The organism is Streptomyces sp. NPDC026206 (genome assembly GCF_040638465.1).
In the GTDB taxonomy this organism is placed as follows: Bacteria; Actinomycetota; Actinomycetes; order Streptomycetales; family Streptomycetaceae; genus Streptomyces.
The window spans coordinates 94,051-115,199 of sequence record NZ_JBEZYL010000016.1 but is presented as its reverse complement, the minus strand read 5'-3'; the positions used below and the strand labels follow the sequence as shown (position 1 = coordinate 115,199).

Sequence of the window (21,149 nt, the reverse complement as noted above, 5' to 3'; positions counted from 1 at the left end):
CCTGACGCCCTCTTCCGGACCCCCACCGCATGGAGCTGCCCATGACCGTCACCTTCGAGAGCGCGCTGCTCGCGGCGCTGGCCGAAGGCCTGCCTCCGGACGCCGTCCTCACCGACGAGGCCGAACTCGCCCTGCACAGCCATGACTCGGCCCCCTTCAGCGAGGCGGGCCAGCCGACCGTGGTCGTCCGCCCCGGGAGCGTGGAGCAGGTGCAGCACGTGCTGCGCACAGCCCGCGCGCAGGGCGTGCCCGTGGTGCCGCAGGGCGCCCGCACCGGGCTCACCGGCGCCGCGAACGCGGTGGAGGGCTGCGTGGTGCTGTCCATGGTGCGGATGAACCGCATCCTGGAGATCGACACGGCGAACCGCCTGGTGCGCTGCGAGCCCGGCGTGATCACCGCGGACCTCGCGGCGGCCGTCGCCGGTGAGGGGCTGTGCTATCCGCCCGACCCCGCGTCGTGGGAAACCTGCACGATCGGCGGCAACATCGCCACCGGCGCGGGCGGGCTGTGCTGTGTGAAGTACGGGGTCACCGCCGACTACGTCCTCGGCCTGACGGTCGTCCTGGCGGACGGCGAGGTGCTGCGCGTCGGGCGGGACACCGTCAAGGGCGTCGCCGGCTACGACCTGACCCGGCTGTTCGTCGGGTCCGAGGGGACCTTGGGCGTCGTCGTCGAGGCGACGCTGGCGCTGCGCCCGCCGCGCCCGCCGGAGCTGGCGCTGCTGGCCCGCTTCGCGTCCACCGCGGACGCCGGTGCGGCCGTGGGGGCGATCATCCGGGAGGGCCATGTGCCGTCCGCGCTGGAGCTGCTGGACCCTACGACGACCGAGGCCGTCGCGACGCTGGGGCACCCGCTGCTGGCCACGGGCGCCGCGGATGCCCAGGGCTCGGTCGCCACGCTGATCGTGGCGAGCGACGCCCCCGACGCGGCGGCCCGCGTGCGGGAGATGGCCGCGCTGTGCGAGGGCGCGAAGGCGCTGTCCGTGGCGGTCGCCGACGACCAGGAGCGGACGCGGCAGGTGCTGCGGGCGCGGCGGATGGTGATGCCCGCGCTCGCATCCCGGGCCCAGGAGATGCCGGGCGAGGTGACGGCGTTCATCGAGGACGTGGCCGTGCCCCGCGACCGGCTGGCCGCGCTCGTCGGGCGGATCGAGGAGATCGCCGAGGAGTACGGGCTCTACATCGCCACGGTCGGGCACGCCGGTGACGGCAACCTCCACCCGACGGTGGTCTTCGACCGCTCCGATCCCTCGGCCGTGCGGCGGGCGAAGGAGGCCTACGACGCCATCATGGCGGCCGGCCTGGAGCTGGGCGGCACCATCACCGGCGAGCACGGCGTGGGCACGCTCAAGCGCGACTGGCTGGTCCGGGAGCTGTCACCGCGCAACCTGCGGTTGCAACGGGAGATCAAGCGGCTGCTGGATCCTCAGGGCCTGCTCAACCCCGGGAAGGTGCTGGCATGAGCTCGACGAGCGAGACCTTCGGCGGCAGCACCGGAACGCTCACCGGTGCGGCGGACGGCCCGGCGCTGCCCACCGCGTCCAGGAGCGAGAACCTGCGGCTGACCCTGGGCTACTTCCTGCCCAACTACCTCAGGGGCGTTTTCCGCTCCCGCCCTCAGGTCGCCCGTCTGGTGGCGGCGCTGGACCCCAACCGGCGCGGCATGGAGCTGATGCAGGGCCTGCGCAGGCGGCACGGCCGCGGACCGGTCGTGGTGCGCGGCACGTCCGGGCCCACGCTGCTCGTCCTCGACGCCGAGGACGCCCGGCAGGTCCTGGCGGGGCCCATCGAGGTGTACGCCGTCGACACCTGGGAGAAGGTGAGCGGCTTCGCGGCCGTGCAGCCCGAGGCGCTGGTCGCCTCGCACGGCCGGCAGCGCACCGCGCGCCGGGCGTTCAACGACGCGGTGCTGGACGCGGGGTGTCCTGTGCACCGGCTCGCGGGCCACTTCCTGCGGGTCGTGGGCGAGGAGTCGCGGGCGCTGCTGGGGCCGCGGGCGGCGGGCGGCCTGTCGGCGGAGCAGGTGCGCGAGCGGATCGAGCGCATGGGGCGGCGCTGCTTCCTGGGCGAGGCGGCGGCCGAGGACGCGGAGTTCTCCCGGCTGCTGGGCGAGCTGCTGGCGGAGGCCAACTGGATGGGGGCGCGGCGCTGGCGGGCGGGCCGGACCCGGCGCGTCCGGCGCCGGATGATGCAGCGTCAGGCGCGGTATCTGTGCGACGCCGACCCGCGCAGCCTGACCGGGCTGTTCCGCACGGCGCCCCGAAGCCCGGAGACGGCCCCCGAGGGGCAGGTCGCCCACTGGTTCATGGCGCTGGGGGTGGTGAACGCCGCGGTGGTGCAGACGCTGGCCGTGCTGGCCACGCATCCGCTCCAGTACCGGCGGGCCGCCGATGAGGTACGGGCGGCGGATCTGCGCAACGGCGCCCATACGGTGGCGGGGTTCGAGGACATGCCGTACCTGCGCGCCTGTGTCCAGGACGCCGCACGGCTGTGGCCGCCGGTGCCGAGCCTGATGCGGCGCACCACGGCGGAGACCCGCTGGCGGGCGAGGGTGGCACCGGGCGGGATGAATGTGCTGGTGCCCGCCGGTTTCCTCGCCCGGGACGGGGAGCGCATCGACTACGCGCACCGGTTCGCGCCCGAGAAGTGGCTGGACGGCACCGCGGAGCGGGACTGGGCCGTCAGCCCGTTCAGCCGGGGCGAGGCGCAGTGCAGCGGCATGGAGCTGGGGCTGCTGCTGGCCACCGGGTTCGTCGCGGAGTTCCTGCGCGGCGGGGACCTGGCGGTGGCCGGGGTGCGGCTGAGCCCGCAGCAGCCGCTGCCGCTCACCTTCGACACGACCCGGCTGCGCATCGGCTACCGCGCCCACCGGTCGCCGGAGGGCACATGAGTACCGACAGCGGCACCCGCGCCGGGACCGCCGGCCCGGACGTGGCCGCCCTCGCGGCCGTGGCCCGCACGCTGGGCGAGGTGGCGGGAGAGATCCGTGAGGCGGGCCGGGCGCTGACCGCCGTGGCCACCGACCCGGCGCTGACGGCCTCGCTGGGCCGCTCGCCGCGCAGCGGGCTGCGGGCGGTCCGCGCCCTGGCCCGGGCCCTCACCTCGCCGGCGGGGCTGGGCTACGCGCCGGACGGCGGGACGCTGGGCCGGGCCGCCTGGCTGGGCGGGGTCCTCGCCGGCCGGGAGTCCCTGGCCGTCGCGGTGGCGGTGACCTCGCTCAAGCTGCGGATTCGGCTGTGCTCGGTGCGGCACCCGGAGTTCGCCGAGGAGGGGCCGGTACGGCGGCTGCTGGCCGCGATCGAGGCGGACCGGCAGACGCGGGCGCTGCGGATCCTGCGGGAGAGCGTGCGGGCCGAGGGCGCGGAACGGGCCCTGGCCCGGCTCGCGCCGTCGCTGACCGAGGTGATGGCCTGGAACGCGCTGGTGGACGAGAACCCGTTCAACGACGCGGCGGCCTGGCACATCGTCATGGGCACCCGGGCCGACGGCGATCCGCTGCTGGGCACCTCCATCGGCGCGTGGGCCCGCTGGGACCGGGGCCCGGGCCGGGCGGAGACCGAGCCCCCGGACCCGGAGCTCCTGGCCCGGCTGGACCACGGCGGCGGCATCGCCGCGCACCTGCGCAACGTGACGGTCCTCGGCAACGACGGCCGGATGCTGATCCAGCGCGTGACGGGGCCGGACGGCGTCACCCGCCATGTGGTGCTGCTGCCCGGTATGGCCTTCGGCCGCCCGCGCAACGCCACCCCGCAGGACCTCGTCGGCGCGGTCACCGCCGTGGGCCGCAACGACACCCCGTACACCCGGGCCGTCCGCAAGGCCCTCGCCCACGCCGTCCCCGAGGGGGCGCAGGTCGCGCTCATCGGGCACAGCCTGGGCGGCATCACGGCCATGAGCCTCGCCGAGCTGCCCGAGGTCAACCGCCGGTGGCGGCTCACGCACGTCGTGGCCGTCGGCTCGCCGATCGACTTCAAGCGGCCCCGCGACCCCGCGACCCGCGTCGTGAGCCTCGTCAACGAGCACGACGTGGTGCCCAACCTGGAGGGCCGCAGCCCCGTCTCCGTCTTCCCGGTGCCCGCGGACTGGCTGGAGATCACCTGGGTGGACTCCTCGCACGACTTCCCGCAGTGCCACAACGCGGGGGTGTACGCGCAGAGCCTCGACGAGGTGGTCCCCGAGGCCCGCGACCGGGTGGACGCCCTGCTGGAGCCGTACCGGGGCCAAGTGGAGGAGACCGTCGTCCTGCGGCTCCACGACCGCTGAACCGCCCTTTCCCCTACCTCTGGAGAGCGATAGATGACCCCGGTACCCCGGCCCCGGCGCGAGTGGCACTCGCTGCCCTTCCCCCTGGCGCTCTGGGAGATCAGACGACAGCGGGAGCTGCTGCGCGCCCACAATCTGCACGACACCTACGGCGCCGGCGGCGAGCGCCCCCGCGGGCCCGGCCCCCACCTGCTGCCCCACCGCAGCTACGACGGCTCGGGCTACGACCCGCACGACGCCGACATGGGCCGGGCGGGCACCCGCTTCGACCGCAACTGCGCGCTGCCGCAGACCTTCCCCGAGCCCGAGGACAAGGGCCTGTTCACCCCCAGTCCGCGCGAGGTCAGCCGGCAGCTGCTGGCCCGCACCTCGGGCTTCCGTCCGGCGCCCACGCTCAATCTGCTGGCCGCGGCGTGGATCCAGTTCCAGAACCACGGCTGGTTCAGCCACGGCGAGAACAAGACCGAGCGGCCCCTGCAGGTGCCGGTCGCCGGGGACGACGACTGGCCGCAGTGCCCCATGCTCGTCCGCCGCTCCCGCCCCGACCCCACCGCTCACACCGGCCCCGGCCGGCCGCCGACGTACGAGAACACGGTCACCCACTGGTGGGACGGCTCGCAGGTCTACGGCTCGGACGAGGAGCAGTGCCGGGCGCTGCGCACGGGCGAGGGCGGCAAACTGGCGCTCGTGGCCGGCAGGCTGCCGGACGAGCCACGGGCCGGGCTGTCCGGCATCGACGCCACGGGCTTCAACGACAACTACTGGGTCGGGCTGTCGCTGCTGCACACGCTCTTCGCCAAGGAGCACAACGCGATCTGCGACCGCATCGCCTCGGTCCACCCCACCTGGAGCGACGAACGGCTCTTCCAGACGGCCCGGTTGGTCAACGCCGCCGTCATGGCGAAGATCCATACGGTGGAGTGGACGCCGGCCGTCATCGACCAGCCGGTGACGCGGGCGGCGATGCACCTCAACTGGTACGGCGTGCTCCCCGCCCGGCTGCGCCGCCGGGTGCGGCGCTTCGGCAGGGGCGAGGCCCTCTTCGGCATCCTCGGCTCCCCCACCGGGCACCACCGCGCCCCGTACTCGATGACCGAGGAGTTCGTCACCTCCTACCGGCTGCACCCGCTGGTCCGCGACGAGTACGAGATCCGTTCGCACCGCACGGGCGAGCTGATCGACGTCACCGGCTTCGAGCCGCTGCAGGCGCTGGCCACCCGCAAGGCGGTGGACCACTGGGGCCTGTCCGACCTGCTGTACTCCTTCGGCACCATGCACCCCGGCGCCATCACCCTGCACAACCACCCCGACTGCCTGCGGGATCTTGCCCGGGTGTCCGGGGAGCGCGTCGACGTCGGCACGGTCGACATCCTGCGCGACCGCGAGCGCGGCGTGCCCCGCTACACCGCCTTCCGGGCGGCCCTGCACCGGCCGCCGGTGCACAGCTTCGAGGAGCTGACCGGCGGCGACGCCGCTCTGGCCGCGGAGCTGCGGGAGGTCTACGACGGCCGCCTGGAGCGCGTGGACACGATGGTCGGCATGTACGCCGAACCCAGGCCGCGCGGCTTCGCCTTCAGCGACACGGCGTTCCGGGTGTTCGTGCTGATGGCGTCCCGGCGGCTGAAGAGCGACCGCTTCTTCACCGCCGACTACCGGCCGGAGATCTACACCGCGGAGGGCCTGGAGTGGATCGACCGCACGAGCATGCGCGACGTCCTGCTGCGCCATCATCCGGAGCTCGCTCCCGCGCTGGAGGGTGCGCGCAACGCGTTCGCCCCCTGGACGGGGGTGCGGTGACGGGCCGGGTCGGGGCCGCCGGTCAGGCGGCCTGGTCGGGGTCGGTACGGGAGCGGGCGGGCCGGCTGCGCGAGCAGGCCGGGCGGCTGCGCGCGGCTGCCGAGGCGGTGTCGGCGGTCGACGCGGAGGGCACGGCGCTGCGGCGGCAGATCCTGGCGCACGCCGACCGGGCGGAGCACGCCGCCCGGGCGCTGGAGCGGGCGGCCGACGTGCTCCTCGGCCATGAGGCCGTGCTCGCGGTGCTCGCGCGCAGGCGGCGGGAGGCGGGCGGCGCCTTTCAGCGGTGACCGGGTGAGGGGCCGCGGCGAGGCCCGGGCCGGGGGCGTGCGCGCTCCCCGGCCGGCGCGCGTCACCGGCTCGTGAGCTGCCCCTCAGCCGTGGCGTACCAGCGGTCGCCGCGCAGCTCCGCCAGGCCGTGGCCCGCGAGGCCGTTGACGTGCTTGAGGATCGTGCGCGCCTGGTAGCCCACCGCCGCGCACAGCTCGTCGACGGATGCCCCGCCGTCACCGAGGGCCCTCAGCCCGTCGAACGTACGGGTCTCGTGGCGGCCGAGGCCGGGGGCCGGCCCCGGTTCCGGCCGGGAGTCCGGGCGCGGCTCCGGCCGCGCCGCGGAGGGGCTGGTCGAACCCACCGGGCGTGGGGTGCGGTTGACCCTGCGGTGTCGGCGGCCCTTCTGGCGCTTGCTCATGGCTGAACCACTGCTCCGTCCTGCGTCGTCGGTCCTGCGGTGCCGGTGCGTCAACCCGCCGTGACACCGGCCGGTTACGACACTTCCACGAAGTGTGCGCGACATCACCCACCGTGACTCCGGATGGCGGTCCGCGGCCGGCGGGCGGCCGCGCCGTACTGCGCCGGTGCGCCACCCGGTGCACGATGAGAACATGCTGCTCGCCGAGGTCGCACGGGTGTCCACGGAGGTCGCGGCGACGAGCTCGCGGTCGAAGAAGACCGCGCTGCTGGCCGGGCTCTTCAAGGACGCCGAGCCGGACGAGGCGCCGGTCGCCATCCCGTATCTGGCGGGCCGGCTGCCGCAGCGCAGGATCGGCGTCGGCTGGAGCACCCTGCGCGACGTCCCCGCCCCGGCCGCCGAGCCGTCCCTGACCGTACGGGAGGTGGACCGGGCGCTCGGGCGGATCGCGGCCGTGGCCGGGCCGGGCGCGCAGGCCGAACGCAAGCGGCTGGTCGGCGTGTTGCTGGCCGCCGCCACGGCCGAGGAGCAGCACTTCCTGCTGCGCCTGATCGGGGGCGAGCTGCGGCAGGGCGCCCTGGACGCGCTGGCCGTGGAGGGGCTGGCGGCCGCCGCGGGGGCGGCGCCGGAGGAGGTGCGGCGAGCGGTGATGCTGGGCGGCTCGCTGGGTGCGGTGGCGCGGGCGCTGCTGGCCGGAGGGCCGGGGGCGCTGGCGGAGTTCAGGTTGCAGGTGGGGCGGCCGGTGCTGCCGATGCTGGCGCACAGCGCCAAGGACGTCGACGAGGCACTGGACCGGCTGGGCCCCTGCGCGGTGGAGGAGAAGCTGGACGGCATCCGCGTGCAGGTGCACCGGGACGGTGACGACGTGCGGGTCTACACCCGGACCCTGGACGAGATCACCGGGCGGCTGCCGGAACTGGCCCCGGCGGCGCTGGCGTTGCCGGTGAGCTCGGCCGTGCTGGACGGCGAGGTCATCGCCCTGGACGCGGCGGAGCGGCCGCACCCCTTCCAGGACATCGCCGGGCGGGTCGGCTCCCGGCTCGACGTGGCGGCCGCGGGTGCGGCCCTGCCGCTGTCCCCGGTCTTCTTCGACGTGCTGGCCGTGGACGGCCGTGAGCTGCTGGGGCTGCCCACCGCCGAGCGCCACGCGGTGCTGGCGCAGGTGGTGCCCGAGCCGTTGCGGGTACGGCGGCTGGTGGTGGCGGATCCGTCGGACGAGCGGTCCCGGGCGGCGGCGCGGGAGTTCTCGGCGCAGGTGCTGCGGCGTGGCCACGAGGGGGTGATGGTCAAGGCGCTGGACGCCGCGTACACCGCGGGCAGGCGGGGCACGTCGTGGCTGAAGGTGAAGCCGGTGCACACCCTCGACCTGGTGGTGCTGGCCGCCGAGTGGGGGCACGGGCGGCGCCGCGGCAGGCTGTCCAACCTGCACCTGGGGGCGCGGCGGCCGGACGGCTCGTTCGCGATGCTCGGCAAGACGTTCAAGGGCATGACGGACGTGATGCTGGCGTGGCAGACCGAGCGGCTGCGGTCGCTGGCGCTGAGCGACGACGGACTCGTGGTGACCGTGCGGCCGGAGCTGGTGGTGGAGATCGCCTTCGACGGCCTCCAGCGGTCCTCCCGGTACCCGGCGGGGGTGACGCTGCGGTTCGCACGCGTGGTGCGGTACCGGGAGGACAAGCGGGCGGAGGAGGCCGACACGGTGGAGACGGTGCTGGCGCTGGGCCGGGGCTCCGCCCCGGACCCTGGTCCCCAAGCGCCGGACGGGCCGGATTTCAGCGGTTGACGTCCGCCGGGCAGAGGCGGCGCGGCTTCTTGTCCCCCTTGAGCTTCGCGTCGGCGCAACCGCCCGGCAGCCCGTCGTACGCCTTCGTGCCGAAGTTGGCGGTGACCGTCAGTGTGCCGTCACCGAAGACGGTCCGCTGCACCGTGCGGTCACCGTCAAGGGTGCGGAAGTCCCTCATCGCCTCGGTTCCCGCCGCCTTGTGCAGCGGCGAGAAGTACTTCTGCAGCGCGGCGAGTTCACTGCCCTGGCGCTCCAGGGAGTCGCCGCCGATGACGAAGTTGAGGGGCGTGTTGTAGAGCATCGCCAGCAGGGCCCGGTCCGTCTTCTGCCGCGGCAGCTTGTCGTACGGCAGCTCCCAGCGCTCGGCGTTGACGAGGGAGTCGTGCAGGGCCGTCTCGTACAGCGGGACGCGGTACGTGGGGTCGTACATGGCCTTCGCGACGTGCGGCGGCAGTTCGGCGGGCTTGAAGAAGACGCCCGGCGCCTGCTCGGGGGTGTAGCCGCCCCACTTCTCCTTCTCCCGCTCGGCCTTCCACAGGCCGTCGTGGACGGGGGTGCCGGAGCCGTGGTCGTAGGCGAGCACCTGGTTGGACCAGGCTCCCGCGGACTCGGAGCCGAGCACGAGCTTGTGGGCGTCGGCCAGGCGCTTCATGCGGGCGATGCGGTTGGCGCGGTCCTGGGCCCTGGTCATGGGGTGGGCGGCGCTGTGGTCGCGGAAGAGCTCGCCGGCGGCGTCGACGTCGAGGAAGTAGCTGTCGGCGCCGTTGGCGGTCATCGCGCGGGTGCGGTCGGCGAGGTAGTGGCGGGTAGGCTCGGCCTTCTCGAAGGCCTCGGAGCTCATGTAGCAGCCGCGGTCGCGGTAGCCGGTCTGCGGCTTGCCGTCGGCGCCCTGGACGCAGAAGTCCGGGTAGAGCCTGTCCGGCCAGGCGGAGGTGGGGGTGTCGGACTTCTCCGGCTCCTGCCCGTTGGCGAAGGAGTCGTACGGGCCGACGAGGTAGCCGGCGTCCTTGGCGGCGGTGACGGCGGCGGCGTCCATGGGGTTGTCGCCGGAGTCGTAGCCGAGCCACATCCGGTCCACGCCGAGCGCACGCAGCTTGCGCACGCCCTCGGCCGTGCGGGCGCCGCCCCACACGTAGGCGTGGAAGGCGCCGAGCAGCTTCCTGTTCGCGGGGACGGCCTCGATCTTGCGCTTGAGGCTGCCGAGCTGTCCGTGCTCCTTCAGCCAGGCCCGGTAGTCGGCGGCGGGGGCGACCGGGGAGCCGTCGGTCAGGGAGAGGGCGACGGTGTAGTCGGTGGTGCCCTCGGCGCGGGAGAAGGCGTGCACGGCGGTGGTCCGCAGCCGGCCGCGCTCGGAGGTGATGTCCAAGGTGGTTCCGATGTCGGTGGGGACGAGGTAGCCGGCACCGGCCCGGCCGGCGGTGTAGCCCCACAGCGGCAGGGACAGCTGGGAGTCCATGGCCACGTGGCTGCCGGCGAGCTGCGCCTCGGGCGAGTTCCAGAAGGTGTCGGCCACGGGTATGGACAGGCCTTCGCCGCGCGGCAGCTGGAGGGCCGAGGAGCTGGGGTCGGTGCCGGTGACGGGCCACTTGAGGGTGTGGTCGGCGGTGCCGGTGGACCGCATGGAGACCAGGAGGCGGCCCTGGTCGGCGCGGGCGGTGACGGTCAGGCCGCTGTCGCCGTACGTCCAGCGGGCGCCGTCGGCCGTGGTGGTCACGCGCCCCGGCTTTCCGGGGGTGCCGGCGGCCGGCGCGGACAGCTCCAGGGTCTCGCCGGCGTCCGTGCGGGCCGTGACGCGCAGGGTGGCCGTGTCGACGGTGGCGGTGCCGCCCTTGAGCGGGACGTCGACGAGCCGGTCGTGCACGCGGACGGCCTGGGCCGGCCGCCGGTCGGCGGCGTGGGCGGGGGTGGCGAGGGTGACGCACGGGATGGTCACGGCGAGCGCGACGGCGGCGGCACGGGCGGTGCGGCTGGGGTTGGTGAAGTGCATGAGGAGTTGATAGCGGGCGGGTTTAAGAGAGTTCTAAGGAACACCCGCGAAATCCGGCCGGGGCCAAGGGCGCTGAAGGAACGTCACTGCTCGGATCAGCGCCCCCGGCCGGCTTCTCGTCAGCCGCCCTGCAGGAGCTCCAGCAGGTCCTGGCGGGCGAACATGGCCGCCGTGTCGACCGCGGACGGCACCCCCGCTGCCGGGTCCGCGCCGTGTGCCACGAGGATGCGCACCACCTCGGTCTCGCCCTTGAAGACGGCACCGGCCAGCGGTGTCTGCCCCCGGTCGTTCGGCCGGTCGGGGTCGGCGCCGCGCTCCAGCAGGGAGGTGACGGTCCCCGGGTGGCCGTGGTAGGCGGCCAGCATCACGAGGGAGTCGCCCCGGTCATTGGTGAGGTTCACCGGGACCCCTGCGTCCACATAGGCGGCAAGGGTATCGGTGTCTCCGTGTCGCGCCAGGTCGAAGACCTTGGCCGCGAGCTGGAGCACCTCGGGGTCGTGGGCGGGCTCTTCGGCTTCGGGCGCCGGTCCGGTCATCGTCTGCCAACCTCCGTACGGGTGTATCCCCAGTTGCCGGAAAAAATCTTTCTGTGAAGCTGGAGGGGCTCACGGTGACCGCCCCCCAGTTCCAGGAGATTCCCATGATCCTCTCCATCTCGGGCGTCGTGCTCCTCGGTGTCGTCGTCTTTCTGTTCTTCCGCAAGGACAACATGAAGGCCTCGCACGGACTCGTCTGCGCCCTGTTCGGCTTCTATCTGGCGGGAACCGGCATCGCCCCCAGCATCAAGGCGGGTGGCGCCAGCCTCGCCAGCCTGCTGGGAGGCATCAAGTTCTGATCCCGCCGCGTACCCACCGCCGCCGCACCGACATCAGGAGGCCCAGATGGGCCGGCGCTCGCTCCCCCACGCCCTGACCGACCGGCCGGCGCTCTCCCAGGGCCGGGAGCTCGCGCACAGCGTCGCCGACAACACCCGGGACATGCTGCACCCCCTGCTGGTCGTGGCGCGCGGACTGCGCCTCCTGGTCTCCGGCGCGCGGCGCAGATGGCAGCGGATGCCCCGGGAGCGGCACGGCCCCACGCTGCTCCTGCTGGCCTCGTCCACCGTGATCGTGGCGCTGCTCCCCTACGGGCCCACGCTCGCCACGGCGGCCCTGGTGGCGGCGGGCGCCTGGGCGGGCCGGGAGCGTGCGCGCCTGCCCGGGCGGGCCGACGCGGGCGAGGAGTACGGCAAGCGGCTACAGGCGGTCTACGAAGCCCTGGTGCCGTACTTCTCCGACCCGCAGGCTCCCGGAGCGCTCTACGAGCACGGCGGCGACTGGCGGAAGGCCTTCGAGGAGCACGCCTTCGACGAGGAGGGCCGGCTGTGCGCCCTGCACCTGCGCTACCCCGGCTATTTCACCGACGGCGAGCCGCAGGCCAGGGCCAGGGTCGAGCAGTTGCTGTACCTGAAGGCCGGCCGGGGCCGGGAGTACCGGTTCGACTGGGACGAGGCCGCCAACCGGCTGTCCCTGACCGCGCTGGCCGCGCTGCCCACCGACATCTGGGCGCAGCGCTTCGTCACCGCGCCCGGCGAGACGGTGCTGGGTTTCACCGACCCCTCCGCCGTCCAGCGCACTCTGCCGGTGACCGACGCGGCCGGGCCCCGCGACGCGCCCCCCGTCGTCTGGCGCACGGGTCAGCGCTCCACCGAGCCTCATCTGCTGGCCCTCGGCCGGCCCGGCAGCGGGACCACGACCCTGCTGCGCTCGCTCACCGTACAGGCCCTGCTCCACGGTGACGTCGTGGTGGTGGACGGCGGTGGCACCGGCGAGTACGCCTGCCTCACGGGCCGGGAGGGCGTGCTGGCGGTGGAGTCGGCGCTGTCCGGCGTCCTGGCCGCGCTGGAGTGGGCCTCGCACGAGACGGAACGGCGGCTGGCGGCCGCCCGGTACGCCCGCGGGCTGGGGCGGCCGGCGCCGGACGACGTGCGCCGCCCGCTGTGGATCGTCGTGGACCGGCCCGTCGCGCTGAGCCGGCTGGCCGCCCAGCAGGGCCGCCCGGACCCGCAGGCGCTGCTGGAGGTGGCGCTGCTGCACGGGCGCGTCGCGAACGTCACCGTCGCGGCGGGCGAGCAGCTGAGCGGCACCGGGCTGCTCGGTGAACCCCTGCTCACGCGGACCGGGGCGCGGGTGGTGCTGGGGCCGGTCACGCCCGATGAGGTGGCGGCGGTGCTGGGCGTGCCACCGCACACCACGCCGGCCGGGGACGTGCCGCCCGGCCGGGGCTACGCCCGGCTGGGCGCGGGGCCCGTGCACCGGCTTCAGGTGCCGGCCACCCCCGACCCGTACGACCAGGACACCTGTGAGGCGCAGCGCCGCGCGGTGCTGGCCCTGCTGCCGGAGAGGATGCTGCCGGTGACGGGCCGGACGGCCGGTGACGGGGTGCTGCCGGTTCAGGCCACGTAGGTGCGCGGCACCTCCACGGCGGCGGTCGCTCCGCTCGCCACCAGGCGGGCCGCCTCGGCCAGCCGGGTGGCCGCCTCCTCCGCGACCGCCTCGCCCACGGTGAAGGGCAGCCGCACGTACCCCTCGAAGGCCCCGTCGACGCCGAAGCGCGGCCCGGACGGCACCCGTACCCCCAGCCGCTCCCCCGCCTCGGCGATCCGCGAGCCGGACAGGCCCCCGGTGCGCGCCCACAGCGTCAGGCCACCCCTGGGGACGGTGAACTCCCAGTCGGGCAGGTGGCGCCGGACGGCGGCGACGACGGCGTCGCGGTTCTCCCGCGTCTGCGTCCGCCGCAGGGCGAGGGCGGAGTCCCAGCCTCCGGTATTCAGCAGCCAGGCGACGGCGAGCTGGTCGACCACGGGCGTGCCGAGGTCGGCGTAGGCGCGGGCGGCGACGAGGTTGCGGATGACGTCCGGGGCGGCGCGCACCCAGCCGATGCGCAGCCCGGCCCAGAAGGACTTGCTGGCCGAGCCGACCGTGATGACGGCGTTGCCGGCGGGGTCGAAGGCGCAGACCGGCCGGGGCAGTGCGAGGCCGTCCTCCAGCACGAGCTCGGACATGGTCTCGTCGGCCACCAGCAGGGTGCCCGCCGCGCGTGCCGCCTCGACCAGTTCCCTGCGCTGTTCCTCGGGGGCGAGGGCGCCGGTGGGGTTGTGGAAGTCGGCGATGACGTAGGCCATGCGCGGGGCCGCGTCGCGCAGCACCTGGCGCCAGGCCGGCAGGTCCCAGCCGGCGAGCCGGTCGGCCATCGCGACGGGGACGAGCCGGGCGCCGGCCTCGCGCATGAGCTGCAGCACGTTGGCGTAGGAGGGCGACTCTACGGCCACCCGCTCCCCGCGCCCGGCCATGAGCCGGCAGATGGCGGCGACGGCACCCATGGCGCCGGTGGTGACCATGATCTGCTCGGGCATGGTCGGGATGCCGCGGGCGGTGTAGCGGTCGGCGAGGGCCTCGCGCAGGGCGGGCAGGCCGGCCGGGTAGTCGCCGTGGGTGTGTGCGTAGGGCGGCAGCTCCTCCAGGGCGCCCTGGAAGGCCCGGGTGAGCCAGGGCTCGGGGGCGGTCAGGGCGGCGCAGCCGAGGTCGATGACCGAGCCGGCGGCCTCGGGGGGCAGCGGGTCGAGGGCCCGGGTGGGCAGCGGGCTCCCGGCGGGCATGGCGGTCCAGCTGCCGGCTCCGCGCCGGGACTCCAGGAAGCCCTCGCCGCGCAGCGCCTCGTAGGCGGCGGCGACGGTGGTGCGGCTGACGGACAGGGCGGCGGCCAGCTCGCGCTCGGCGGGCAGCCGGGCGGCCACCGGGACCCGTCCCTCCAGGACGAGCAGCCGGATGCCGTCCGCGAGCGAGCGGTAGGCGGGCGTCCGGCGGGCACCGAGCGGCGTCACGGTGGCGCGCTCGTGCTGCGAACCGAGGAGGCGGCCGAGTTGCGGCGCCCCCACCGAAGAGGTCCAGTGGGTCATCGTTTGCGGTCCACCTTCCCGGGATTGGCTATGGATCATTGTCCGTCCCGGTCCACAGACTGTCACGCGACAGTCCACTCGCACCACCACAGGGGAGAATTCGTTGTCTGCGCCTCGGGGATCAGGCCTCGCCCGCCGTCTCGTCCAGCTGTACGGCGGGCTCGTGCTGTACGGAGTGAGCGCCGCCCTGCAGTTGCGGGCGGGGTTCGGGCTGGCACCGTGGGACGTGCTCAACCAGGGCATCGCACGCCACACGGGCCTGTCGATCGGCACCGCCTCGATCACCGTCGGCGCGGCGGTGCTGCTGCTGTGGATCCCGTTGCGGCAGCGCCCGGGGCTCGGCACGGTCTCCAACGTGCTGGTGATCGGCCTCGCGCTGGACGCGACCCTGAGCGTGACGCCGGCCCCGCACTCGCTGTGGGCGCGGATCCCCCTCCTGCTGTTCGCGATCGCGCTGTGCGGGGTGGCGACCGGGCTCTACATAGCGCCCCGCTTCGGGCCGGGGCCGCGCGACGGGCTGATGACGGGCCTGCACCGCCGTACGGGGCGCTCGGTGCGGCTCGTGCGGACGTGCATCGAGGTAGCCGTACTGGCGACCGGCTTCGCGCTGGGCGGCTCGGCGGGGGTCGGTACGGTGCTCTACGCGGTGGGCATCGGGCCGCTGGCGCAGTTCTTCCTGCGGGCCTTCTCGCCGCCGGAAACGGGGCGTCCGAACGTTCCGGATGTAGCGCTTGCGACCACCCCTGTCCGCGAATGCCCGGACCCGGTTTAGGCCTGAACCAAGCGGGCGGGTAGTGTACGCCTCTGAACCACCGGACGGACCGTTACTGCGCGCTCAAGCAGCAGAAACACAGGGTGACATCTGTTGTCAGATGTGACAAAACGGGCGCCGGTGGGTACAACAAGGGGCGGCACGACGGGCGACGCATGTCCCTCAACGGGGAATCTTCACCGCCGACCGGACGTTGACCGGATGACGACGACAGCGACACCTGTCCTGTGGGCGACAAGCCCGGGAGGCACGATTCATGAGTGAGCGAGCTCTCCGCGGCACGCGACTTGTGGTTACCAGCTACGAGACCGACCGCGGCATCGATCTGGCACCACGCCAGGCGGTGGAGTACGCATGCCCGAACGGCCATCGATTTGAGATGCCGTTCTCGGTAGAGGCGGAGATTCCGCCGGAGTGGGAGTGCAAGGCGTGCGGCGCCGTGGCACTCCTTGTGGACGGCGATGGGCCGGAGGAGAAGAAGGGCAAGCCCGCGCGTACGCACTGGGACATGCTCATGGAGCGGCGTACCCGCGAGGAGCTCGAGGAGGTGCTGGCCGAGAGGCTGGCCGTCCTGCGCTCCGGTGCCATGAACATTGCCGTGCATCCGCGGGACACCCGCAAGTCCGCCTGACGGCGAAAGCGTAGGACAAAGGGCCCGGGCCACCGCTCAATGCGGTGGCCCGGGCCCTTTGTGCGTCCATCCGGGTTCCGGGCGCCGGGCCGGACCGGATCATTTCGGCGGCAGCTGCGGCCCTCCGGTGCGCGGGGCGGGCGGCTCGTCGTCGCGGACGACCTCGCCCTGGACGACCTTGTCGTCGCGCAGTGGGGCCGGGGCCGGCGGGAAGACGCCCGCGCGGTTCAGCCGGCGCCCCACGGACCTGCGCAGCAGCGCCCGGGTCGGCGGGAAGAGGCACAGCAGGCCGGCCGCGTCGGAGATCAGGCCGGGCACCATGAGCAGCAGCCCGCCCAGCATCGTCAGGGCGTTGCCGCCGCCCTCCCGCGCGGGCCCGGGGGCCGCGCCGGGCGTCTGCAGCGACCGGGTCAGGCGCTCCCAGGCCCGGCGGCCCGCCCGCTTGATCACACAGGAGCCGGCGACCACTCCCCCGGCGAGCAGGGCGAGCACCGTCCATCCGCCCGCCGCGCCGGCCACCAGCGTCAGGAGCCAGATCTCCAGGATCCCCCACGCGGCCACGCCGAGGGGGATGAGCCGGCGAGCCCTGCCGCGCCCCGGCGGCCGGCTGTCCAAGGTCTGCTGCTGCGCTCCGAACGTCATGCCTCAAGTGTGCCCGGCCGGGGGCCGAGCGGCCGGAGCGGGCTTATCCGGCCCTTACCGGTCCCGGCCCAGCGCCTTGGAGGCACGGGAGCCGAGCCCCCAGGACGTGACCCGCCACAGGGCCTCCGCGACGATGTCGCGGCTCATCTTGCTGTCGCCCAGCTCGCGCTCGACGAAGGTGATGGGGACCTCCACGACGTGGAAGCCGGCCTTGACCGCGCGCCAGGCCATGTCGACCTGGAAGCAGTAGCCCTGCGAGGCCACCTCCTCCATGCCCAGCCCCTCCAGCGTCTCGCGGCGGAAGGCCCGGTAGCCGCCGGTCACGTCGCGGATCGGCACGTCGAGCATGAGGCGGGAGTAGGTGGAGCCGCCGCGGGAGAGGAACTCGCGGGACCTGGGCCAGTTCACCACCCGGCCGCCGGGCACCCAGCGGGAGCCGAGCACCAGGTCGGCGTTGCCCAGCGCGGTGAGCAGCCGGGGCAGCTCCTCCGGCTGGTGGGAGCCGTCGGCGTCCATCTCCACCAGCACGCCGTAGCCGTTGTCCAGGCCCCAGCGGAAGCCGGCCAGGTAGGCGGCACCGAGGCCCTCCTTGCCCTGCCGGTGCAGGACCTTGATGTGGTCGTCCTCGGCCGCCAGCTCGTCCGCGAGCTTTCCGGTGCCATCGGGGCTGTTGTCGTCGGCGACCAGGACGTGCGCCTCCGGAACGGCCTCCCGCACCCGGGCGACGATGGGCTTGATGTTCTCCGCCTCGTTGTAGGTCGGGATGATCACCAAGGTCGTGCCCAGCGGACCGTATCTCCGCTGACCGCCGTCGTTCACTTCTGGCCCTTCCTGCCCGTGGTCTCGTCCACCCGTCCCCGGCGACCGATCAGGACCGCGGCCGCGCAGGACAGAAGGCCCACCATAGCGAGCACCCATTCGGGCGCCGCACCGGCGCGGTCGGCGACGGTCGTCGCGTCCCGGAGCGGGATGCGAGCGGTGATCACGTCCCGGGTGAACTCCTCGCTGCGCTGCACGATCCTGCCGTCGGGGGCGACCACGGCGCTGATGCCGCTCGTCGCGGCGGTGACCACGGCCCGGCCGTGCTCCACGGCCCGCAGCCGGGACATCGCCAGCTGCTGCTCGGGCTGGCCGGTGCGGCCGTAGGTGGCGTTGTTGGTCTGGACGACCAGGGCGCGGGCGCCGGCCCGCACGGTGTCGTGCACGATCTCGTCGTAGGCCACCTCGAAGCAGATGACGTCGCCGAGCCGGGCGGGCCCGACCTGCAGGAGGCCGGTGCGCTCGCCGGGGTAGAAGTCGCGGGGAACGCGCTGGAGCCGGGAGATGACCTTGCTCAGCTGGGCCCGGAAGGGCACGTACTCGCCGAACGGCACCGGGTGCTGCTTGGCGTAGGAGGCGCCGGGACCGGTCCGCGGGTCCCAGACGATGCCCTTGTTGTCGATGTAGCCCTGCTTGCCGGGGTGGTCTATGAGGGCGCCCACCAGGACCGGGACGCCGACGGCCCGCACCGCCCCCTCGATCCGGTCGTAGGCCTGCGGGTACTGGAAGGGGTCGAGGTCGGAGGAGTTCTCCGGCCAGATGACCAGGTCGGGCCGCTCCACCTTGCCGGCCTTGATGTCCCGGGCCAGCTGGAGCGTGGTGGCGACGTGGTTGTCGAGCACCATCAGCGGACGGCCGAGGAAGTCCATGCCGGGCTTCTCGACGTTGCCCTGCACGACGGCGATGTCCACCGTGTCGTCCGCCTTGGTAGGCACGGGCACGGCGTACCCGGCCACCGCGACGGCCGCGGTCAGGACCAGGGCCCCGGCGCCGGGCAGCACGGCCCGGGCGCCGCGCGGAGCGGTCCGCAGCCGGTACGCGGCAGCCGCCGCACAGGCCAGCAGGGAGCCCGCCAGGGCCACCGCGAAGGTCACCAGCGGGGCGCCGCCGAGGGCGGCGAGCGGGGTGAAGGGGGAGCCGGTGTTGGCGAAGGCGAGCCGCCCCCAGGGGAAGCCGCCGAACGGCAACCGGTCCCGCGCCCACTCCTGGGCGGTCCACAGGCAGGCGCCCCACAGCGGCCATCCGGGCAGCCGCGAGGTCAGGGCGAGCCCCGCGCCGAGCGCGGCCACGAACAGCGCCTCGACGACCGACAGGCCCAGCACCGCGTCGTAGCCGACCACGTGCAGCCAGCGCAGCAGGACGAAGAAGAACGGCAGCCCGAAGGCGAAGCCGCTCCAGGCGCCCTGGCGCGCGGTGCGCCCGCGGGTCAGCAGGGCGAGCGCGGCCACAGCGAGAACCGACAGCGGCCACAGGCCGTACGGCGGGAAGGCCCCGGCCAGCGTCAGGCCGCCGATGGCGGCGAGAGCGGTGCGCGGCGCCTCGCGGCGCACGAGCCGGGCCAGGCGCGCGGCCCGTCCGGGGCGCACGGGCGCCACCGGCCCGGGGGGCGCGCTACCGGGCGCCGGCGGGCTCGCGGCGGCTTCTGGGGTGGTTTCGGGACCCGAGGGCACGGTCGCGCCTTCCTGGAGCTTTCTGGGTCTCAGACCGTACCTCGCGCCGGACACACCACGGCCCGGCGGGTGCCCGGGGTGATCTCCGGGGGAAGCCCGGCAAAGCTCGATGAGCCCGGTGAAGGCGGAATGGGGGCCCGGTGTCCTTCGTACCGACCTGGGATCCGCTGGCTGCGGAGTCGACCGAAAGCCGTTGTCTACTGAACGTCCGGGCCCCACCCGGGTCGCACCTGCCGACCTGGCGGAACCTTCCCTCGCCCCCGTGCGCTGGACCTGGCTCCCAGTGGTGGTGCGCCTGCTCGGCGCCCCGCCCATGGCCCAGCGGCGCTCGACGACTGCGTGGAGATTCACCGGTCGGACGTCCTGTGGTGGACAGCGGAGAACCTACCGGCCGCCGCCCGCACCGTGTCAACACCCTCGCGACCTGCGTGCCTCACTCAAATCAGCAGGTCAGTACGGCAGATGACGCCGCACCGCGACAGGCCGAGGGCACATCGTTCGGCGGTACACCGATCTTGACGCGTCACTCGTTCGGGCCCGCGTAGACCGTGTGCCCGCCCACGACCGTCCGCAGGCAGACCGGCAGCGGGCCGCCGGGCGTGAGCTCGGGCAGACCGGGTGTGCCCGAGCGGGGGTCGGTGGACCAGTTGGCGACCCGGCTGTCGGGGACCTGCACCACGAGGTCGCCGGCCCGCCAGAGGGCGTAGTCGGCGGGCGCGCCCGGTACCAGGACGCCCGCGTCGTCCCGGCCGATGGCCCGCCAGCCGCCGCGCGTGTGCGCGGTGAAGGCGGCGCGGACGGAGATCCGGTGCTCGGGCGTGCGGTGGAAGGCCGCGGCCCGCACCGTGCCCCACGGGTCGAGGGGCGTGACGGGGCTGTCGGAGCCGAGGGCGAGCGGCACACCGGCGCGCAGCAGGGCCGCGTACGGGTTGAGGGTGCGGGCCCGCTCGCGGCCCAGGCGCCGGGCGTACATGGCCTCGTCCCCGCCCCAGGCCGCGTCGAAGGCGGGCTGGACGGAGGCGGTCAGGGCGAGTTCGGCGAAGGCGGCGATGAGCTCGGGGCTGAGCATCTCGGCGTGCTCGACGCGGTGCCGGGCGGCGCGGACGCGGGCGAGGCCGAGCCTGTCCGCGGCGCTCCGCACGCCGTCGACGACCGCCGAGAGCGCGGCGTCGCCGATGGCGTGGAAGCCGGCCTGGATGCCCGCCTCGGTGCAGGCGGCGACATGGGCGGCGACGGCCCCGGCGTCGAGGTGGGCGGTGCCCCGCTGCCCGGGGGCGTCGGCGTACGGCTCGTGCAGGCACGCGGTGTGGGAGCCGAGGGAGCCGTCCACGAACAGGTCGCCCGCCGCGCCGATCGCACCGAGGTCACGGATCCGTCCGGCGCCCTGGGCAGAGGTGATCGCCTCGGCCCAGTAGCCGGTCACGCGAGGTCCGGGCTCCTCGGCCGCCAGGCTCAGCAGGCCGGTGAGGTCGTCGGCGCTGGAGATCTGGGGCCCGGCGCACTCGTGGACGGAGCCGATGCCGAGCGAGGCCGCGCGGGTGAGCGCGGCGCGCTGCGCTTCCGCGCGCTGGGCCGGGGTGACGGTGTCGTACGCGGCGGCGCGCACCGCATGGTGGGCGGCGCCGGTCAGGGGCGCGTCGGGGGTGTAGCCGCCCAGTTCGCGGGCGCGTGGGACGAGGTCGAGCAGGGCCGTGGTGACGACGGCCGAGTGGACGTCCGCGCGGGTGAGGTAGAGCGGTCTGCCGCCGGTGGCCTCGTCCAGCTCGCGGCGGGAGGGAGGCCGCAGCTCGGGCCAGGCGCCGGCGTCCCAGCCGTGCCCGAGCAGGACGCGGTCGGCCGGGCGGCCGGCGGCATGGGCGCGGATCCGGTCGAGGGCCTCGGCGAGCGTGCGGACGCCGGTGAGGTCGAGGCCGGTCAGCGCGAGCCCGGTGGCAGTGGTGTGCACGTGGGCATCGGTGAACGCCGGTGTGACGAGCGCCCCTTGGAGATCGACGACCTCGTCGACGCCATCGGCGAAGGAGTCCGCCGCGCCTTCGGAACCGACCCAGGCGATGTGGCCGTGCTCGACCACCATGGCGGTGACGAAGGGGTCGGCGGGGCTGTGGATGTCGCCGCCGCGCAGCAGGACGGTCTTGTCGGGTCGCTCGCTCATGGGATCCA

General features: G+C 74.4%; 18 protein-coding genes. 10 read left to right on the top strand and 8 right to left on the bottom strand.

What is annotated here, in order from left to right:
* The first annotated feature begins 41 nt into the window (after nt 1-41).
* The 5 genes from AB0F13_RS21835 to AB0F13_RS21815 are packed head-to-tail and all read left to right on the top strand — an operon-like array spanning nt 42 to nt 6,347.
* Nucleotides 42-1,463 (top strand): FAD-linked oxidase C-terminal domain-containing protein, encoded by a 1,422-nt coding sequence (locus tag AB0F13_RS21835; protein WP_362084708.1) that lies wholly within the window; start codon nt 42-44, stop codon nt 1,461-1,463.
* A complete protein-coding gene (locus AB0F13_RS21830; protein WP_362084705.1) occupies nt 1,460-2,890 on the top strand; it encodes a cytochrome P450 in 1,431 nt (476 codons plus the stop codon). Before AB0F13_RS21835 ends, AB0F13_RS21830 begins: the two co-directional genes overlap by 4 nt.
* Complete coding sequence (locus AB0F13_RS21825) at nt 2,887-4,263, top strand: hypothetical protein (protein WP_362084702.1); 1,377 nt, start codon at nt 2,887-2,889, stop codon at nt 4,261-4,263. Before AB0F13_RS21830 ends, AB0F13_RS21825 begins: the two co-directional genes overlap by 4 nt.
* 33 nt (nt 4,264-4,296) lie before the next feature.
* Nucleotides 4,297-6,060: a peroxidase family protein gene (locus tag AB0F13_RS21820; protein WP_362084700.1), complete on the top strand. Its 1,764-nt coding sequence runs from the start codon at nt 4,297-4,299 to the stop codon at nt 6,058-6,060.
* Nucleotides 6,057-6,347 carry a hypothetical protein gene (locus tag AB0F13_RS21815; protein WP_362084697.1) on the top strand — a complete coding sequence of 97 codons (291 nt, stop codon included), beginning with the start codon at nt 6,057-6,059 and terminating at the stop codon, nt 6,345-6,347. The genes AB0F13_RS21820 and AB0F13_RS21815 overlap by 4 nt, the downstream gene beginning before the upstream one ends.
* 62 nt (nt 6,348-6,409) lie before the next feature.
* Here AB0F13_RS21815 and AB0F13_RS21810 read toward each other — a convergent pair whose 3' ends face one another.
* The gene (locus tag AB0F13_RS21810) at nt 6,410-6,748 is read right to left on the bottom strand and encodes a hypothetical protein (RefSeq protein WP_362084694.1); all 339 of its coding nucleotides are present in this window, start codon (nt 6,746-6,748) and stop codon (nt 6,410-6,412) included.
* Between the two features lie 193 nt (nt 6,749-6,941).
* On the opposite strand from AB0F13_RS21810, the gene AB0F13_RS21805 reads away from it, so the two are divergent.
* Nucleotides 6,942-8,531 (top strand): ATP-dependent DNA ligase, encoded by a 1,590-nt coding sequence (locus tag AB0F13_RS21805; protein WP_362084691.1) that lies wholly within the window; start codon nt 6,942-6,944, stop codon nt 8,529-8,531.
* Here the strand turns inward: AB0F13_RS21805 and AB0F13_RS21800 are convergent.
* Together AB0F13_RS21800 and AB0F13_RS21795 are read right to left on the bottom strand one after the other, a co-directional pair.
* Nucleotides 8,521-10,518 carry a glycoside hydrolase gene (locus tag AB0F13_RS21800; RefSeq protein WP_362084688.1) on the bottom strand — a complete coding sequence of 666 codons (1,998 nt, stop codon included), beginning with the start codon at nt 10,516-10,518 and terminating at the stop codon, nt 8,521-8,523. The genes AB0F13_RS21805 and AB0F13_RS21800 overlap by 11 nt on opposite strands.
* 119 nt (nt 10,519-10,637) lie before the next feature.
* Entirely contained in the window at nt 10,638-11,054 is a 417-nt protein-coding gene (locus AB0F13_RS21795) for an ankyrin repeat domain-containing protein (protein ID WP_362084685.1), read from the bottom strand.
* A 104-nt stretch (nt 11,055-11,158) separates the two neighbouring features.
* Here AB0F13_RS21795 and AB0F13_RS21790 point away from each other — a divergent pair, with 104 nt between their 5' ends.
* Complete coding sequence (locus AB0F13_RS21790) at nt 11,159-11,353, top strand: hypothetical protein (RefSeq protein ID WP_362084795.1); 195 nt, start codon at nt 11,159-11,161, stop codon at nt 11,351-11,353.
* Between the two features lie 46 nt (nt 11,354-11,399).
* Entirely contained in the window at nt 11,400-12,962 is a 1,563-nt protein-coding gene (locus tag AB0F13_RS21785) for a hypothetical protein (RefSeq protein WP_362084682.1), read from the top strand.
* Here the strand turns inward: AB0F13_RS21785 and AB0F13_RS21780 are convergent.
* Nucleotides 12,950-14,455, bottom strand: coding sequence for a PLP-dependent aminotransferase family protein (locus AB0F13_RS21780; protein ID WP_362084679.1), 1,506 nt, complete (start codon nt 14,453-14,455; stop codon nt 12,950-12,952). The two genes, AB0F13_RS21785 and AB0F13_RS21780, sit on opposite strands and share 13 nt — an antisense overlap.
* Before the next feature lie 103 nt (nt 14,456-14,558).
* Between AB0F13_RS21780 and AB0F13_RS21775 the strand changes: the two genes are divergently transcribed.
* A complete protein-coding gene (locus AB0F13_RS21775; RefSeq protein WP_362084676.1) occupies nt 14,559-15,227 on the top strand; it encodes a hypothetical protein in 669 nt (222 codons plus the stop codon).
* Nucleotides 15,228-15,483: 256 nt separating this feature from the next.
* Nucleotides 15,484-15,858 (top strand): RNA polymerase-binding protein RbpA, encoded by a 375-nt coding sequence (locus AB0F13_RS21770; RefSeq protein WP_004948858.1) that lies wholly within the window; start codon nt 15,484-15,486, stop codon nt 15,856-15,858.
* A gap of 99 nt (nt 15,859-15,957) precedes the next feature.
* On the opposite strand, the gene fxsA is transcribed toward AB0F13_RS21770, so the two are convergent.
* The 4 genes from fxsA to AB0F13_RS21750 form a co-directional block, all read right to left on the bottom strand.
* Nucleotides 15,958-16,500 (bottom strand): FxsA family membrane protein, encoded by a 543-nt coding sequence (gene fxsA / locus AB0F13_RS21765; RefSeq protein ID WP_362084674.1) that lies wholly within the window; start codon nt 16,498-16,500, stop codon nt 15,958-15,960.
* Nucleotides 16,501-16,554: 54 nt separating this feature from the next.
* Complete coding sequence (locus tag AB0F13_RS21760; RefSeq protein ID WP_362084671.1) at nt 16,555-17,319, bottom strand: polyprenol monophosphomannose synthase; 765 nt, start codon at nt 17,317-17,319, stop codon at nt 16,555-16,557.
* On the bottom strand, nt 17,316-18,905 hold the full coding sequence (lnt, locus tag AB0F13_RS21755) for an apolipoprotein N-acyltransferase (RefSeq protein WP_362084668.1): 1,590 nt from the start codon (nt 18,903-18,905) through the stop codon (nt 17,316-17,318). The genes AB0F13_RS21760 and lnt overlap by 4 nt, the downstream gene beginning before the upstream one ends.
* A 607-nt stretch (nt 18,906-19,512) precedes the next feature.
* Nucleotides 19,513-21,141, bottom strand: coding sequence for an amidohydrolase (locus AB0F13_RS21750; protein WP_362084665.1), 1,629 nt, complete (start codon nt 21,139-21,141; stop codon nt 19,513-19,515).
* Nucleotides 21,142-21,149 lie beyond the last annotated feature (8 nt).